The sequence below is a fragment of the Nitrospiraceae bacterium genome (assembly GCA_021373015.1).
Lineage (GTDB): Bacteria > Nitrospirota > Thermodesulfovibrionia > Thermodesulfovibrionales > UBA1546 > JAJFTJ01.
The window spans coordinates 146,234-162,475 of record JAJFTJ010000014.1 but is presented as its reverse complement, the minus strand read 5'-3'; the positions used below and the strand labels follow the sequence as shown (position 1 = coordinate 162,475).

Annotated in this window: 15 protein-coding genes; 7 read left to right on the top strand and 8 right to left on the bottom strand. The window is 39.2% G+C overall.

Features of this window, described 5'->3' with window-relative positions:
- Window positions 1–9: 9 nt before the first annotated feature.
- Both LLF28_06365 and LLF28_06360 read right to left on the bottom strand, forming a co-directional pair.
- On the bottom strand, window positions 10–1,143 hold the full coding sequence (locus LLF28_06365; GenBank protein MCE5195061.1) for a glutathionylspermidine synthase family protein: 1,134 nt from the start codon (window positions 1,141–1,143) through the stop codon (window positions 10–12).
- Window positions 1,143–1,517: a hypothetical protein gene (locus tag LLF28_06360; protein ID MCE5195060.1), complete on the bottom strand. Its 375-nt coding sequence runs from the start codon at window positions 1,515–1,517 to the stop codon at window positions 1,143–1,145. The genes LLF28_06365 and LLF28_06360 overlap by 1 nt, the downstream gene beginning before the upstream one ends.
- Window positions 1,518–1,674: 157 nt before the next feature.
- Here LLF28_06360 and priA point away from each other — a divergent pair, with 157 nt between their 5' ends.
- Window positions 1,675–3,588: a primosomal protein N' gene (gene priA / locus LLF28_06355; GenBank protein ID MCE5195059.1), complete on the top strand. Its 1,914-nt coding sequence runs from the start codon at window positions 1,675–1,677 to the stop codon at window positions 3,586–3,588.
- Between the two features lie 164 nt (window positions 3,589–3,752).
- Here the strand turns inward: priA and LLF28_06350 are convergent, their stop codons facing one another.
- The 5 genes from LLF28_06350 to LLF28_06330 form a co-directional block, all read right to left on the bottom strand.
- The gene (locus tag LLF28_06350; protein MCE5195058.1) at window positions 3,753–4,499 is read right to left on the bottom strand and encodes a class I SAM-dependent methyltransferase; all 747 of its coding nucleotides are present in this window, start codon (window positions 4,497–4,499) and stop codon (window positions 3,753–3,755) included.
- A gap of 303 nt (window positions 4,500–4,802) precedes the next feature.
- Entirely contained in the window at window positions 4,803–6,188 is a 1,386-nt protein-coding gene (locus LLF28_06345) for a cation-efflux pump (GenBank protein MCE5195057.1), read from the bottom strand.
- Between the two features lie 126 nt (window positions 6,189–6,314).
- A complete protein-coding gene (locus LLF28_06340) occupies window positions 6,315–7,535 on the bottom strand; it encodes a U32 family peptidase (GenBank protein MCE5195056.1) in 1,221 nt (406 codons plus the stop codon).
- The gene (gene coaE / locus LLF28_06335) at window positions 7,522–8,541 is read right to left on the bottom strand and encodes a dephospho-CoA kinase (protein MCE5195055.1); all 1,020 of its coding nucleotides are present in this window, start codon (window positions 8,539–8,541) and stop codon (window positions 7,522–7,524) included. Before coaE ends, LLF28_06340 begins: the two co-directional genes overlap by 14 nt.
- Window positions 8,542–8,556: 15 nt before the next feature.
- The gene (locus LLF28_06330) at window positions 8,557–8,763 is read right to left on the bottom strand and encodes a hypothetical protein (GenBank protein ID MCE5195054.1); all 207 of its coding nucleotides are present in this window, start codon (window positions 8,761–8,763) and stop codon (window positions 8,557–8,559) included.
- Between the two features lie 146 nt (window positions 8,764–8,909).
- On the opposite strand from LLF28_06330, the gene LLF28_06325 reads away from it, so the two are divergent.
- The 6 genes from LLF28_06325 to LLF28_06300 all read left to right on the top strand — a co-directional run bounded on the left by LLF28_06325 (window position 8,910) and on the right by LLF28_06300 (window position 15,820).
- Window positions 8,910–11,336, top strand: coding sequence for a TIGR03960 family B12-binding radical SAM protein (locus LLF28_06325; GenBank protein MCE5195053.1), 2,427 nt, complete (start codon window positions 8,910–8,912; stop codon window positions 11,334–11,336).
- The gene (locus tag LLF28_06320) at window positions 11,318–12,823 is read left to right on the top strand and encodes an Rne/Rng family ribonuclease (protein MCE5195052.1); all 1,506 of its coding nucleotides are present in this window, start codon (window positions 11,318–11,320) and stop codon (window positions 12,821–12,823) included. Before LLF28_06325 ends, LLF28_06320 begins: the two co-directional genes overlap by 19 nt.
- Before the next feature lie 84 nt (window positions 12,824–12,907).
- Window positions 12,908–13,726 (top strand): ATP-dependent sacrificial sulfur transferase LarE, encoded by an 819-nt coding sequence (gene larE, locus LLF28_06315; protein MCE5195051.1) that lies wholly within the window; start codon window positions 12,908–12,910, stop codon window positions 13,724–13,726.
- Window position 13,727: 1 nt separating this feature from the next.
- Window positions 13,728–14,909 carry a (Fe-S)-binding protein gene (locus LLF28_06310; GenBank protein MCE5195050.1) on the top strand — a complete coding sequence of 394 codons (1,182 nt, stop codon included), beginning with the start codon at window positions 13,728–13,730 and terminating at the stop codon, window positions 14,907–14,909.
- 36 nt (window positions 14,910–14,945) lie between these two features.
- Window positions 14,946–15,593 carry a fructose-6-phosphate aldolase gene (fsa, locus tag LLF28_06305; protein ID MCE5195049.1) on the top strand — a complete coding sequence of 216 codons (648 nt, stop codon included), beginning with the start codon at window positions 14,946–14,948 and terminating at the stop codon, window positions 15,591–15,593.
- 11 nt (window positions 15,594–15,604) lie between these two features.
- Window positions 15,605–15,820, top strand: a complete 216-nt coding sequence (locus LLF28_06300) for a hypothetical protein (GenBank protein ID MCE5195048.1) — start codon at window positions 15,605–15,607, stop codon at window positions 15,818–15,820.
- A gap of 3 nt (window positions 15,821–15,823) precedes the next feature.
- On the opposite strand, the gene LLF28_06295 is transcribed toward LLF28_06300, so the two are convergent.
- Window positions 15,824–16,240 (bottom strand): Tim44 domain-containing protein, encoded by a 417-nt coding sequence (locus LLF28_06295; protein MCE5195047.1) that lies wholly within the window; start codon window positions 16,238–16,240, stop codon window positions 15,824–15,826.
- Between the last annotated feature and the right edge of the window lie 2 nt (window positions 16,241–16,242).

Genomic DNA, 16,242 nt, shown 5'->3' with positions numbered 1-16,242 from the left:
CTGTCCTCCTTATATAAAATAATGCGGCACAAATCTGCTTGTGTCTTTAGTTATCATTGTCAGGTCTTCTCTTATTCCTATGCCGGCTGGCTGGCCATCCACCATCCACGAGCCTATCACAGGATAGTTTCCATCAAAACATGGAAGTTCTTTTAATTCCTGATATACGTATCCCTCTTTACCGTAACTTCCTCCTGTTTCTTCAGAAGAAATATTCTTGCCGAATATCTTAATATTAGCGCCTTCTCTTGATAATAACGGTTTTCTCACATAGTTGTCTTTTATTTTTGACGATTCAAAATAGCAAGGCAGCAGGTTTGGATGTTCTGGATACATTTCCCACATGATTGCCATAATCCCTTTGTTCGAAAGGATCATCTTCCACGCAGGCTCAAAGAAATTCACTGTCTCATTTAGAACCATATCTCCAAATTCATCGCTTACTATCCATTCCCATGGGTAAAGCTTGAAAAGATATTTAATCTCCTCTTCATCAAGATCATAGAATCTTGATGTTTCCTTGCTAAAACCAATGTCATTAATATATATCTGCTTTGTAGCAATCCCTTTTTGGGAAGCAACATCTCTCATGTATTCTGTTGTCACAAAATCTTCTTTGTGGTGCTCAACGCACGTAAAATAAAGCTTATCAAAAATTCCCATCTTATTTTTTAATTTTAAAAATACATCTTCAAGTTTCTCATGTATCGAATTGAACTGGTCATATTTAGGAAAAACATCCTGAAGCCAGAACCATTGGATAACGCTGGATTCATATAATGCAGTAGGCGTATCAGCATTATATTCAAGAAGTTTTGGCTCTGATTTTCCGTCATAAGAAAAATCAAACCTGCCGTAAATGGTCAAGTCTTTTCTTTCCCAAGATTTCTTTATGAATTGCGCCCACTCTTTATTAATTCTCAGTCTGTGAAACAGGTCATTTTTTATAACATGTTCAACTGCGTTCAGACACATGTTATTCATATCTTCTGTTATTGCCTCGATGCGGTCGATTTCCTTGCTCTCGAATTCATAACAAACACCCTCATTCCAGTAAATTCCTCCGATTGAATGAAAAGAAAAACCCAAGTCTTCAAGGCTTTTCTGCCAGTTATTGCGGGGCGGAACCAAAACTCTTTTCATTACGATCTTGAGCTGTGAAACGAAGATGATTTCCCAAATCCGCCTCGGACAACATGCCTTGATGCAACAGTCCCTGTTGAATTATGGGAGAGAGCGCCTTCCTTAACATTAGAGAACTTTGCATTTGCCTCAAGCGGCCTTGGTGTGTTGTCACGACCAAGATAATAAGGATATCCTCTGTAGTAATAATACGAAGGACCCCACCATCTGTTTGTGGTGCGATCGTCCTGGCATTTGTCCGAACCCCAGTCTTCTGAACATTTTTCTTTTGATGTGTATATCTCTTGTTTTACTTCTTGTTCTTGGTCACATCCGGTTATCATTAAAGATACTGATGCTAAGAGGGTTAGGGCTATTTTTCTAGAACGTTTCATTTTTTATCAAAATCTCCCTATGTTTTGCTGAATTTTCACAGCTTCTGAATAATACAAAAAAAGAAAAATTTTTAAAAGAATTATTCCTTCTTTCTGCCTTCTTCTCGTGAACATTTTTGTATCTGATAAACCTTTGTTTTCTGTGCTAAAATCCATCATGGAATTTATTGATGTTGTTTTTCCTCTTAATCTTGGTCCTTTGACTTACAAATGTCCTGAACATCTGAATGAAAAAGCCCTGCCCGGCATGTTCGTTTCTGCGCCGTTAAAAAAACATATATCATTTGGAATTATACTCGGCAAATCCTCAAAAACTATAAAAGGTGAAATAAAAACCATAAGCGAGGTTCATGGTGAATCGCCTATGCTTGAGCCGCCTCTTTTAAATCTGCTCGAATGGATGTCAGACTATTACATCGCAAACAAAGGCATTGTTCTAAAAAGCATGCTTACAAAAGAAGTGTTCAAGCCAGTGAAGCAGCGCAAGTCTGTTAAAGCAGAAAAAGAAACTGAGATTCCAGAGATTCTCCTTGATGTAGATGAAAATATACTCTCGAAAATCAATGAATCCATATCACAAAAAGAATATAAAACTTTTCTTATGCATGCGCCGAGCTCATTGTATGAAATTTCATTCATGACAAAACTTTTAAAGCCTGATATGAAGGCAATTGTTTTAGTGCCTGAGATAGTACAGCTTAATCATATTGCGCCATATCTTAAAAAAATATTTGGAGAAAAGCTCTGTATTCTACACAGCAGTGTGACTAAAGGACAACGTTCAGAAGCATACTCAAAGATAATTTCCGGTGAATGCAATGTTGTGCTCGGAACACGCTCTGCAATATTCGCCCCTCTGAAAAATCCTTCCATGATTATTGTTATGCATGAGCAGAGCACCTCTTATAAAACTGAGGAAGGCTTCAGATACAATGCAAGAGACATTGCTGTAATGAGGGGGCTTCTTGAAAAAACCACTGTTGTTCTATCCTCAATCTGTCCGTCAATTGAATCCATATATAATGCTAAAAAAAATAAATACACACTTTTGAAACCATCGGCCATTCTCAAAAAACCTGCTATAAGAATCGTGAACATGTACAATGAAAAACAGCCAAACCCCAATCTCTCAAAAACAGTTGTTGACGCTGCTTCATCAGCAATAAAAAAGAACGAGCGGATAATGTTCGTGATAAATAAAAAAGGATACTCGATGCTCTCATGCAAAGAGTGCGAAAATATAGAGACATGCAGCAAATGCGGGATCCCGCTTGTATTGCACAATGAAGATAAATCATTGAGATGCAGTTACTGCGGTATCAAAACAAAAATCGTTGATTCATGCTCAAAATGCAAAAGTTTTAAGGTTGCGCTCACAGGCGCCGGCATCCAGAGAATAGAAGAGAGCATAAAAAAACTTTTCAATATCCAGCCAATAAGGCTCGACAGCGACAAGATACAAGGCAAGGCAGACCTAGAATCATTCTCTGAGATGATAAAAGGCGAGGCAATACTGCTCGGCACAAAACTTCTCACAAAAAGACTTAATCTGCATGACACACATGAAGGATTAGGCATGGCAGCTGTATTGAATGCAGATTTTTACCTGAACCTTCCTGATTTTAGGTCTGCAGAAAAGGCATATCAGGAGATATACGCCATTGCTGACAGAGTAAAGCCTGAAGGCAGGATATTCCTGCAAACCAGAATGCCGCAGAATGATGTTTACAGGTTTTTAAGAAACTATGATTATGATTCATTCTGCAATGAAGAACTGAGCAGGAGAAAGGCAATGCTATATCCTCCATATTCAAAGCTTGCGATAATTACTTTCAAGGGCAGGGATTACAACGAGAAAAAAGTAAAAGACAGAATCCAGAAGCTCTTAAAAGAAAATGAGGATATGGAAATTCTCGGCCCGTCACTTTCCATGACAAAAAAAGGTCAGAAGGAATATTCTCTGCTCATGAAATCTCCGACAAAAAATAAAGTTAATCTCGCTGCAAGGGAATTTTTGAAAATTGGAGAGGAAGAAAAGAACCTAAAAATCAATATTGCGATTGATGCGTGAGTGGTGAGTTTGCCTGCTTATCCGCAGTTTTTAAAAAGAGCCTGAAGCAATGATTTGTGTGATAGGAGTGTTTAACGCCTGAATTAAGCCGAGCTGCAAAGCGGCATCGGCTTAAAAGAGTTATTAGGCATGACGGATTTCCCCCACTTTCTGAGTCCCCCTTATCACCGCTTCATCAGCGCAAACACACCCCAGCCCAGGTATTCACGCGTATAAGCGGCGTAGCGCTCTGGTTCAGAGGTCAGTTTGGCTCGAACATCTTTCGCGAACTCGTCGTCGGGATTGGCTTCAAGCCATCGGCGCATGGTGAGCCATTTGGCCGCCTCGTATCTGTCCCAACTGTCTTGGTCTGCCAGAACCATTTCAACGACGTTGTAGCCGAGATGGCCGAAAGAGGTCAGAAGCTCTGGAAGCGCGAGAAAGTCGGAGATCGAGTTGGCAAGACACCCCTTGGCAACATCTTCCGTAGGCGGTGACTGCCGCCAGTAGGGCTCGCCGATGAGGATGATCCCTCCAGCACACAGGCTCTGCGTCAGAAGCTCGATAGTGCCTGCAAAACCCCCACCGATCCAAGTGGCACCGACACAGGCTGCCATACTAACCTTCTCTTCAGAGACATAGCCGGCAGCATCGCCATGGATGAACTTTACTTGATCCGCGACGCCGAGTTCTTTTGCACGGAGTTTCGCTTGCTCGGTGAACAACTGGCTCATGTCAATGCCAGTGCCAGTGATGCCGTAATCGCGTGCCCAGGTGCACAGCATCTCCCCCGAACCGCTGCCGAGGTCGAGCACTCGGTCCCCTGATTTCAGACGCAGCGCAGCGCCGAGAGTGGCGAGTTTTTCGGGTGTGAACGGGTTATGGATGCGGTGAGCACTTTCACTGATGTTGAAGATCCGTGGAATGTCCATTGCAGAAAATCTCCTTTAAGATGTGAATAGATTCAGTAACTGCTTAACAATATTATTAACTGGTTTCTTGATATCATACGAAAAGCAATAGAGCAAGACAAGAAAATTTGACAAATATCATGGGGGGTTAGGTCTTGAATTTTAAGGTATTGCCTGCTTTTTTTTGCATATGTTTTTTAAGGACAGTATTTATTGCATCATCAGCATTGCGGAATATCCCAAATTTAACATCTTCATTAGTCCTTTTATATATCTCTTAATGCTGCGATTGATGCGTAAATGAGCTGCTAAATCTAGCAGACTTTACTCTTTTGCAAAAAGGGGTTCGGCGTGAATAACAACTCTGCTGGTATTGGGGATCTTTTCATAGATCAGACGCTCAAGCCGGCTCGTAATCGAATGCACTTCTTCAAGGATGACATTGTCTTCAAAAGAACAGTGCAGAGATATAAAGAGTTTTTCTTTTTCTGTTTTTCTTATCTGAATATCATGAACCTCTTTAATTTTTTCGATGGTATCAGAGCTCTGAATGATTATATTTTTTTTCACAGCATCTTCCTCAGGAGATAAATGCCGGCTTGCTTTTTCCTCTACAGGCAAAGGATCGATATGCACGCTGATGTCCAGATCTCCGTCAAATTCATTTTTTATTTCTTTTTCGAGTGTGGAGACAACATCATGCGCTTCCTTGATTGTGAGGTCAGGCGCTACTTCAACATCAAATGCAATATGCTTTTTATCTCCTAAAATATCCGCAGAAACATCGTGCACATTGAGATTATGTTTTGAGCCTATTACTTGAACCCTCTCTGCAATAGTTTCGCAATCCAGAGCAATCGGTTTTGTATTAATTATAATATCAGCCTCAGGAATCAATTCTTTTATCTTGTTTTCGATGGTGCTGCAAATCACCCCGACATTTTCAAGAGTGAGCACTCTGCTTACTTTTACGCTCATTTCAACAAAAACAAAAGGGCCTGCCTGCTTAACTCTGATCTTTTCTATATCAACCACTCCGTTAACACTTTTAGCTATCTCAGTAATTTGATCGGTGATGCCCTCGGGTGCAGTGTCTAACAACACATCAATTGTTTTTTTGCCAAGACCAAAAGCTGCATAGGCAACTAATAATGCAACAGCTAAACCTGCAGCAGCATCAGCCCATTTCCAGCCTATTGCAACAAACACAAGACCGACCAGCACCATTACAGAGCTTAGAATGTCTGAGCTGAAATGCAGAGCATCTGCTTCTAATGCCTGGCTGTGAGTTTCTTTAGCAACTTTTTTTAATGCTCTAGCTCTGGAGAAATCAATAATTATGGAAAATACAATAACTAGTATGGAATACCATGTTACCTGTACTTCAACAGTTTTAGAAGTTAATCTATGAACTGCTTCATAAATAATCCATGCGCTGGTTATAAGTAAAAGACCTGTTGCAATTAAGGCAGTAACATTCTCTACTTTGGCGTGTCCGTAATGATGGTCTTTATCAGCAGGTTTATCGCTGACCCTGACAGCAAAATATGTCAGAGACGCTGCACCAAAATCCAGCCCTGAATGCGCAGCTTCTGAGATAATGCCTATGCTTCCTGTAACAATGCCAACAAACAGTTTTATTGCTGTTAAAAAAAAACTTGCTATGACTGAGCTCAGAGCAACTTTCTGTTTTTTTCCGGTGGATTCCATTAATTACCTCGTTATTATTGAATAAGCATGTCTGTCTAGACAGAAAAATATATATTCAGTCATATTAAAATTGTATCAGATTGAAGAAAGATAAATAAATCTAATAAATAAAAATGGACTTGCCAATCATGGCTGCTGCCTGAAATTCTTTTTCCTTCTTATCAGATCATTCGGCCTCACACCTTCTGGAACCTGAATAAAAACTATATCCTCATTTCTTGCCGAGGTAATATCATTGCCTTGTAAATTTTTTATTGAATTTATCTCAAAGCTTTTTTCTTCAAGTCCTGGAGAAAGATATTCTACGGACTCTCCTGCATCAAACCTGTTTCTCATCTCAACCTTTGCATTTCCGCTATTTATTTCAAGAACAATGCCTACCAGTTCATGGCTCATTCTGTAACTCTCTCCATCGAAATTGTATCCGTCATCAGGCTGCTTCCCAAAAAACATTCCTGTTGTATATCCCCTGCTGCTGAACATAGAAAGCTCTCTCATCCATCTTGGATTCACCTTGTAATCTTTCTCTGAAAGGGCATCTATCGCTTCTCTGTAAGTCTTTACTACACCTGCTACATAATTTATGCCCTTCATCCTTCCTTCTATTTTTATACTGTCTATTCCGGCATCAACGAGCAGAGGCATGTGCTCTATCATGCAGAGGTCTTTTGAACTCATGATATAGGTTCCTCTTTCATCTTCAAAAACCGGAAGATATTTACCGTCTCTTGTTTCTTCCATAAGAACATAATTCCACCTGCATGAATGAGTGCATTCTCCTGTGTTTGCGCTGCGAGAAGTAAGAAAACTGCTTATGTAGCACCTTCCTGAATAAGATATGCACATAGAGCCATGCACGAATACCTCGAGTTCTATTTTTATTTTTTTGCGAATCTCTTTTATCTCATCGAATGAAAGCTCTCTTGAAAGTATAAGCCTCTTTGCTCCAAGTGATTCCCAGAATTTTGCTGATTCAGCATTTGTGATATTCGCCTGCGTGCTTATGTGCAGCTTGATCTCAGGAGCTTTCTGTCTGAGCATGTTGAATATCCCGGGGTCAGAGACTATCACTGCATCCGGTTTAACAGTTTTTAGCAAGTCGACGTGTTCTCTTATCTCTTCGATATCTTTGTTATGAGGAAAGATATTTGCTGTGATATAGACACGGACATTGTTTTTGTGCGCATAATCTACAGCTTCTTTTAGTTCATCAGGATTGAAATTTCCTGCCTTTCCCCTGAGGCTGAACCTTGAATCACCGAGATACACAGCATCGGCGCCATAGTGTATCGCTATTTTTAGTTTCTCAAAATCTCCGGCAGGAGCAAGCAATTCAGGTTTTTTCATATTTATTACTAAGCATCTGTTTTGCCCTATTAATATCCTTTTTTATTTGCACTTCAAGAGCCTTTATGCTTGGAAATTTTTTCTCGTCTCTTATGCGCTTGATGAAATTAACCCTTAGTTTTTTCCCAAGCAGATTCTTTGCAAAATCAAACAAATGCACCTCATAATTCACAGCAGTATCTCCGAAAGTCGGATTTGTGCCGATATTCGCAGCGCCATTGTAAATGTGCTTATCAAAGATAACTTTTACAGCATAAACACCTTCTTTAATATCAGTTCCTTCCGAGACAGATAAATTTGCAGTAGGAATGTGAAGAATTTTACCACCCCGACCAGCGCCTTTAATAACTTTCCCTTCAATATAAAAAGGCCTGCCTGCAATCTTTTTAATTTGCTCGACCTTTCCTTCAGAGGCGAGTTTAGCTACCAGAAGTTTCCTGAATATCTCTGCTGCCTGTTTTTTTGTCTGCTGGAGAGTCTTGCTGTTATTCACAGAAAAATCAGACATCTTTATCTTTTTCTCTATAGGCATTTGGCATCCAAGCCTTTGTCTCGCGGTCTCAGGACTTATTCCGCTTTTGCCCAATCTTTTTAATGTTGTTTTCTTACCTGCAAAAACAGTGATTGTCCTATCGAAATTCTTCTCATAACCGCGCTCAAATATAACAGGAGCTTCCACTATGATCAGTTTGTTTTTGTTTTTTGGTTTTATTTTTATTTTTTGTATTTCTTTAAATACCAAAGGGTGAAGAATGTCTTCGAGCTCTGTTCTCAGCTTCTTGTTAATGAATACTTTTTCAGCAACTTTTTTTCTTATGACCTTGCTTTTTGCATCAAACACGTCATTTCCAAAAAGTTTTTTGATTTTATTAATAATATTTTTTTCATTAAGAAGCTTATGAACAAGAGTATCAGTATCAACTGTCAGCGCCCCAAGTTTTCTAAAGATAGCAAGCACAGCGCTCTTGCCCATGCCGTAATTCCCTGTTAATCCAGCAATAAACATGAAACTTATTATACCTTACTGCTTTTCCAGCTCTTTTCCTCTTTTGTGCATTGCACCGCCCTTGAAAAGGCATACTACAAAGACAATTATTGCTACGATAAGCAAGGGAAAATACAGAACAGTAGCAGTGAAAATGAAAAACCCATTTAAACCAAGGATTAGAATTACCAGTCCGATAAACTGAACCAAAAGCCCCATTGTTTTCATATTTTTTGCTTCCATTTGCCCTCCCTGTTTTTCATGCATTTTAGCTGAATTGCTATGTTATTTTAAAGATAAATTAGATTCTCCCAATTCGTACTCTATTTGCCATATGTAAAGTATACAGTCTTATTGTAAAACAAAGTTTTACAATGTTATCCTAAAATGTGAATTACTCTCTTTTTCAAAAACCAAGCAGATACATAAACAATGAGATAAACTCCATTCATAAACATGGAGAAGTCAATGTTGCGCTTGCATTCCCTGATGTTTATGAGATCGGCATGTCGCATCTCGGGCTTAAAATCCTATATAAAATAATCAATGAGCTTCCATACGCATCTGCGCAAAGAGCTTTTCACCCATGGCTTGACATGGAAAATGAGATGAAAAATAAAGGGATTCTGCTCTCATCGCTCGAGACACAAACACTTTTAAAAAACTTTGATATTGTCGGGTTCAGTCTTCAGTATGAACTTTCATACACATCTGTTTTGAACATGCTTTCTCTGTCAGGAATTCCTTTAAAAACATCTGAAAGAATTGATGGTGATTGGCCGCTTATTATTGCCGGCGGTCCATGTACTGTTAATCCAGCGCCAATGTCTGCTTTTATTGATGCATTTTTAATAGGCGACGGCGAAGAAGCTGTTGTAGAAATATTGGATGCATATAGAAAATGGAAAAAACAAGGAGACGGGAAGAAAAAGACAATTCTGAAATTACTCTCTGAGATACAGGGGATTTATGTTCCCTCTGTTCATAATTCTTTGTCATCTGAATATCTTGTTAAAAGGCGATTTATCGAATCACTTGATTCTGCCCCGTATCCTGATTCTCCGATCGTGCCTTATATGGGAATAGTTCACGACAGGGTGAATATCGAGGTTTCTAGAGGATGCACAATGGGATGCAGGTTCTGTCAGGCTGGAATTATTTACAGGCCTTTGAGAGAGAGAAGCCCTGAAAATATATTAAGAATAGCAGAGAATTCCCTTAAAAACACTGGTTACGACGAATTGTCTTTCACGTCTTTGAGCGCCGGCGATTACTCATCGCTTATTCCCCTGCTCAGAGGAGTCAACCAATGTTTTCATGGAAGAAACATATCTCTATCCCTGCCTTCATTAAGAGTTGGAGCTGTAAACAAAGAGGTTTTAAAAGAGATAAAAACAGTGCGGAAAACTGGTTTTACGATCGCGCCTGAAGCAGGAACAGCAAGACTGCGTTCTGTCATAAACAAAAATTTTTCAGAAGAAGATTATGACAGAAGCCTGAAACTTCTTTTTAAGGAAGGCTGGCAGAATATAAAGCTTTATTTTATGATCGGGCTTCCAACAGAGACAGATGAGGACATTGCAGCTATTCCTGAGATGGCAATGAAGGCTCTCAAAACTGCAAAAGAACACACAGGAAGATTCGTTAATATAAATATCGGGATATCTCCTTTTGTTCCAAAACCGCATACTCCGTTTCAGTGGTATGGTCAGAACAATATCAGCGAGATAAAAAGAAAGATGAATTATCTCAGGGAATTCTTCATGAGAAAAAAATTCAAATTCAAAAGCCATGATATGAACATGAGCTTGCTTGAGGCAGTATTTGCAAGGGGAGACGAGAAACTCTCTTTCTTGATTGAAAAGGCATGGTCGCTGGGATGCAGATTGGATGGATGGGGGGAGTCTTTTGATTTTGAAAAATGGCGGCAGGCAATGGATGAGACAGGAATTGATGCATCAGCATATGCAGAAAGAACATTTGAAAAAGAAGAGCGTCTGCCATGGGATTTTATCGATACAGGGATTAAAAAACAAATCTTATATAAAGAATATGAAAATGCTCTTAAAGAAAGCATAACGCCTGACTGCATGATCTCATGTTATGCATGCGGATTGAATTGCAAAAAAATAAAACAAAAAGATAATGAAATGGAAACCTCAGATTTTATTAAAACACCGCCTGTTGATGCTAATGCCCCAACTCAGTATCTTCGCATCGAATTTTCAAAAACAGGCGTCTTAAGGTATCTTTCTCATTTTGAGATTACAACCGCTCTTCTTCGTGCAATGAGACGGGCAGGAATATATCTTGAATACTCAAAAGGATTTCACCCATTCCCAAAAATGTCATTCGGTCCTGCTCTCAGCGTTGGTATTTCAGGCATGAGAGAATACTTTGATATGGAGATATCATCAGCATCTGGTATAGACTATACGATATCAAGGATAAATGATTTTCTGCCAGAGGGCTTAAAAATTAAAAACGCAATTTTAATCACAGCCAAGGAACAGTCCTTGAGCAGCTTTATATCCAGATATGAGTATGAGATAAAATGCTCTGATTCGTCTGTTGTAAATAATAAATCTCTTTCAGGGGTTGAGAATATAGAAATAGTGGATAATAATACAGTGAGGATAATATTGGCAGATAAAGAAGATAAAAAAGTTAAAGCAAGCGAGATTTTCTCAGAACTCTTCTCCGTGCCGTCTAGAGAGCTTGATATAACAAGGCTTGCAATGTATGGCAAAAATGCCTCTGATAACAGCTGGGTAACGCCAGTTGAAAGGTGCTTGACATGTCCGGCGAAATCCTGATCAATGCAGAAAGAGAAGAAGTAAGAGTCGGTCTTCTTGAAGGCGGACAGGTAGTCGAGTTCTACGTCGAAAGAAAACGCGATGCAAGTCTTGTCGGGAATATCTATAAAGGAAAGGTAGTTAAGATACTTCCGGGAATGCAGTCTGCTTTTATCGATATTGGGTTGGAAAGGGCGGCATTTCTTTATGTTGCTGACATAAGAACTGATGTTGAAGAATATACGCCTTTTTTAGAGGATGAAGAAAAAGATGAATCTCTTGAACTTATATCACAACAGGGAAGGTCTGATCTTTCGATAGAAGAGATTATCCAGTCTGGACAAGAAATTCTTGTTCATGTTTCAAAAGATCCCATAGGAAGCAAAGGTGCAAGGGTTACATCGTACATAACCTTAGCTGGCCGCTATTTAGTGCTTATGCCTAATGTTGAACACATAGGAATCTCAAGAAGAATATCCAATGAAGAGGAAAGAACACGGTTAAAAACTATTGCTGAGAATATAAAGCCGAAAGGCTACGGTCTGATAATAAGAACTGCAAGCGAAAGCTGCAGCGAAGAAGAACTTAAAAGAGATCTTGAATTTCTAATCTTGATATGGGAGAACATTCAAAGAAAAAAAGACAAGGTATCTGCGCCGGCTCTTTTATACAGCGACCTTGATCTTGTTTTCAGAAGCGTGCGCGACATGCTTACACAGGGAGTCGAACGCCTTATAATTGATTCTCCTGAAGAATACGAAAAGATAAGGGAATTCGTAAAAACATATTTTCCAAAACTTCTTGAAAAAATAGTTCTGCATGAAGGAAACGAGCCTATTTTTGACGCATTCGGCATCGAGCTTGATCTCTCCCGCGCGCTTGGCAGAAGGGTTTGGCTGAAATCAGGAGGTTATATAGTAATAGATCAGACTGAGGCAATGACAGTAATTGATGTAAACACCGGGAAATTTGTCGGCAAGGAAGGACTTGAAGACACAATATTAAAAACAAATCTTGAAGCAGTCAAGGAAATCGCATACCAGATACGGCTCAGAAATCTGGGGGGGATCATAATCATTGATTTCATAGATATGGAGAGACTTGAAAACAGGGATAAGGTTTTCAACGCCTTTCTTGAAGCAATGAAAAAAGACAGGGCAAAAAATACCATATTCAATATCTCAGAGCTCGGCCTTATACAGATGACAAGAAAACGCGTGAGGGAAAGCATTGGAAGAATCCTTTGTGAGCCCTGCCCTTATTGTGAAGGCAAAAATTATGTAAAATCTCCGCGCACAATCTGTTATGAAATATTCAGAAAATTATTTAAGATTGCAAGACACAGCACAGATAAGATTATTGTCACAGCGCATCCGTCTGTTGCAGAACTTCTCTCAGACGAGGAAAGACAAGGGCTTGAGGATATTGAAAATCGTTATGGCATAAAAGTAATAATAAAAGAAGATATCCATCTGCATCAGGAAAACTACGAGATTACCCAGTTGTGACGGAGCTAGAATTAATTAATTATAGAATTAAAAATTTCAGATATTTACCTCAGATTTTAACGTTGTATTTTTTAAGGTTTCTTAATGTTATACACAAAATTATCAAAACTCTTAGATATTCTGGAAAAAATGAGAACTGCTGTAATAGCATATTCCGGCGGTGTTGACAGCACATTTCTTATCAAGGCAGTAAAACTCTCCGGCATTAAAGCACTTGCAGTAACAGCATTTTCAGAGACAATGCCTGAGGATGATCTTGCATGCGCTAAAAAATTTGCAGGAGAAATCGGCATTGACCATAGAATAATAGGAACATCAGAATTGGATTCGGATAAATTCAGGTCAAATTCTCCTGACAGATGTTTTTTCTGCAAAGATGAACTTTTCACAAAGATAAAAGAGATTGCGTCAAACGAAGGATATGATTTTATTCTTGATGGAAGCAATCTCGACGATATGAAGGATTTTAGACCTGGGAGAAAAGCAGCAGGTAAATATCTTGTTAGGAGTCCGTTAGTCGAAGCAGAACTTACAAAAGATGAGATAAAAAAATTATCAAAAAAACTCAATATCCCGTTATGGAACAGACCGGCCTCTCCATGCCTTGCATCAAGATTTCCATATGGCGAGGCTATAACTCTTGAAGCTCTGAAGCAGATAAGCAGAGCAGAATCTTTTATTAAATCTCTTGGGTTCAAGGAATTCCGCGTACGGCATCACGGTGATACTGCAAGGATTGAGCTTAATAAAAATGATTTTAAAAAAATGCTCAACAAAAACATAAAAAAATCTGTGGTGGGAAAACTCAGATCTCTCGGCTATAAATTCATCTCACTCGATCTTGAAGAATTCAGAAGCGGGAGAATGAACGAGACAATAAAAATCTCCGAGGATATTTCCTGAATTGAACGAAATTTATCTGAAAGAGCTCCTCAAATGCGTTAAGTGCGGCGGATGCAAGGCAGACTGCCCTACTTATGACAATGATGAAACAGAATCAATGGCTGCAAGAGGAAGGCTTATACTTTTAAGAGAACTTCTTCTCAAAAGATTAAAACCCTCGCCAGAATTGAATGATATGATATTCAGCTGCCTTTTATGCGGCGCATGCTCAAATCTTTGTCCAAGCAATGTTGATATAACAGAGCAGATTTATAAAGGACGGCGTGTATTGAAGCGCAGCGATAAAAAAAGAAAACTCCATAGAATATTAACAAGGGCATTTATAAAAAGTCCTTCTCTCAGCTATAAAATATTACAGAGTCTTGGACATTTCATATCTCCTTATCTTTCTAAAAAAGGTTTTATACCCTCTAATTTCAATATTCCTGAGGCTCCGTTCAGAGTTACACAGCAGGTATACAAACCAAGCGATCCAATAGGAAGAGTGGCAATCTTCACAGGGTGCAGCATAAATTATTTCTATCCGTCATTAGGCGTGTCGCTTATAAATATTCTTCTTAAAGCCGGATATGAAGTGATAGTGCCAAGCGGAGAGGTCTGCTGCGGCGTTCCAATGAGAACACTCGGATTGGAAGAAGAGGCAAAGGCTGCTGCAAAAAAAAATCTCCGCATATTTAACAAGCTTAAGGTCGAAGCTGTGCTGAGTCTGTGTCCTACATGCATTGTTGCAATAAAGAAACACTATCCTAAGCTCGTTGGAGAAGCAATAAAAAACGCCGAGGACGCCTCGACCTTTCTTTTAAAAAAACTCGACCTTAAAAAAATATCGCCGATTAAAAAACATCCTTTGACCTTCACATATCATGACCCCTGCCATATGATCCATGAGTTGGGGATAAAAAATGAGCCGCGTGAAATTCTCAAGACAATCGGACTTTCTCTTACTGAGACGGAAGAAAAAGGCTGCTGCGGATTTGGTGGAACATTCAGCCTCTCGTTCGAAGATATTTCTAAAAAAATGCTGGACAAGCAGATCAAAAATTACAAAAAAACAGGAGCACACTCAATTATCACCTCCTGTCCAGGCTGCATGATGCAGTTCAGCAAGGTGTCAGATAAAATGCCTGTATTTCATATCATAGAACTTATTGAAGAAGCATATTGCGGAAGCGATGCGTTATAATATAAAGTCTTTCTAACATTTAAATCAGGGGGAAAAATGAAATTCTTTATCGACACAGCAAACATTAACGAGATAAAAAAAGCATGGGATGTCGGAGTAATAGACGGCGTTACAACAAACCCATCCCTTATTTCAAAAGAGGGCAGAGATCCTCTCACTATTTTAAAAGAGATATGCAGTGTTGTGGACGGTCCGGTAAGCGCAGAGGCAATAAGTTTGAAATCCGATGAGATGATAAAAGAAGGCGAATCTCTTTCCAAGATTCATGAAAATATAGTTGTTAAGATACCAATGACAGAAGACGGACTGAGAGCAGTAAAAAAACTTACAGCGATGGGAATAAAGACTAATGTAACCTTGGTATTTTCCTCAAGTCAGGCTCTGCTTGCTGCAAAAGCAGGCGCAACATATGTGAGCCCTTTTGTTGGAAGGCTCGATGACATCAGCCATAACGGTATGAATTTAATAGCCGAGATAATGGACATCTATGACAATTACATGTTCGATACACAGATAATTGTTGCAAGCATAAGAAATCCATTGCATGTTATAGAAGCTGCAAAAATGGGCGCGCATGTCGCAACAATTCCGTATTCAGTAATTGCACAACTCATAAAACATCCGCTTACAGATATTGGAATAGAAAAGTTTTTGAAAGACTGGGAGAAAGTTCCAAAAAAATAACAGAGGATCAAATGCCTATATACGAATACAAATGCAATAAATGCTGTGAGGAATTCGAAAAACTCGTTTTTGGAAATCAGGCTGTTAAATGTCCGAAGTGTGACTCAAGCGATATTAAAAAAAAGATGTCAGCATTTGGCATGAGCGGCGTTGAAAAACCTTTCGCAGGTTCGAGTTCTTCAGAATGTTCTTCATGCGCTAAAGGCACCTGCGGTTCGTGTAAATAATTTTTATTCCGGCTGTCTGAATGGATTAACCCTGAGGATCTTGCGAAGCTTTAATGAACCCGGTTCAAATATAAAAATTGCTGTTCCGCGCTCTTCTATTTCCTGCTTCCTGAGAGTCCACTTTCCGCTCCATGCTACTCTGAGTGTGACTGAGGATTTATCTATATCAACCCATTTGTTCTCAAAAGTCAGCTCTGCTGTGTCAAAATGTTTTATTGCGCCGAGTATTTCTCTGTAGCCTTCTTTTGTTGCATTCTTCTCTATAGTAGAGAGATCTCTTTTAAGGTAAGCATCTTTTATCGTCTCTGCAACAGCAAAGACTTCTTTTGCAGTCTCTGATTCTTCCGTGACTTTTTTAACTTCTGAACCGCAGGCTGTAAGCATGGTCAAAGCAATGATTGTAAGAAATATTTTTTTCATAA

Bases quoted from the DNA above. Each gene is read 5' to 3' on its own strand.
- LLF28_06365 (MCE5195061.1), bottom strand. From the start codon at position 1,143: ATGAAAAGAGTTTTGGTTCCGCCCCGCAATAACTGGCAGAAAAGCCTT.
- LLF28_06360 (MCE5195060.1), bottom strand. From the start codon at position 1,517: ATGAAACGTTCTAGAAAAATAGCCCTAACCCTCTTAGCATCAGTATCT.
- priA (MCE5195059.1), top strand. From the start codon at position 1,675: ATGGAATTTATTGATGTTGTTTTTCCTCTTAATCTTGGTCCTTTGACT.
- LLF28_06350 (MCE5195058.1), bottom strand. From the start codon at position 4,499: ATGGACATTCCACGGATCTTCAACATCAGTGAAAGTGCTCACCGCATC.
- LLF28_06345 (MCE5195057.1), bottom strand. From the start codon at position 6,188: ATGGAATCCACCGGAAAAAAACAGAAAGTTGCTCTGAGCTCAGTCATA.
- LLF28_06340 (MCE5195056.1), bottom strand. From the start codon at position 7,535: ATGAAAAAACCTGAATTGCTTGCTCCTGCCGGAGATTTTGAGAAACTA.
- coaE (MCE5195055.1), bottom strand. From the start codon at position 8,541: ATGTTTATTGCTGGATTAACAGGGAATTACGGCATGGGCAAGAGCGCT.
- LLF28_06330 (MCE5195054.1), bottom strand. From the start codon at position 8,763: ATGGAAGCAAAAAATATGAAAACAATGGGGCTTTTGGTTCAGTTTATC.
- LLF28_06320 (MCE5195052.1), top strand. From the start codon at position 11,318: ATGTCCGGCGAAATCCTGATCAATGCAGAAAGAGAAGAAGTAAGAGTC.
- larE (MCE5195051.1), top strand. From the start codon at position 12,908: ATGTTATACACAAAATTATCAAAACTCTTAGATATTCTGGAAAAAATG.
- fsa (MCE5195049.1), top strand. From the start codon at position 14,946: ATGAAATTCTTTATCGACACAGCAAACATTAACGAGATAAAAAAAGCA.
- LLF28_06300 (MCE5195048.1), top strand. From the start codon at position 15,605: ATGCCTATATACGAATACAAATGCAATAAATGCTGTGAGGAATTCGAA.
- LLF28_06295 (MCE5195047.1), bottom strand. From the start codon at position 16,240: ATGAAAAAAATATTTCTTACAATCATTGCTTTGACCATGCTTACAGCC.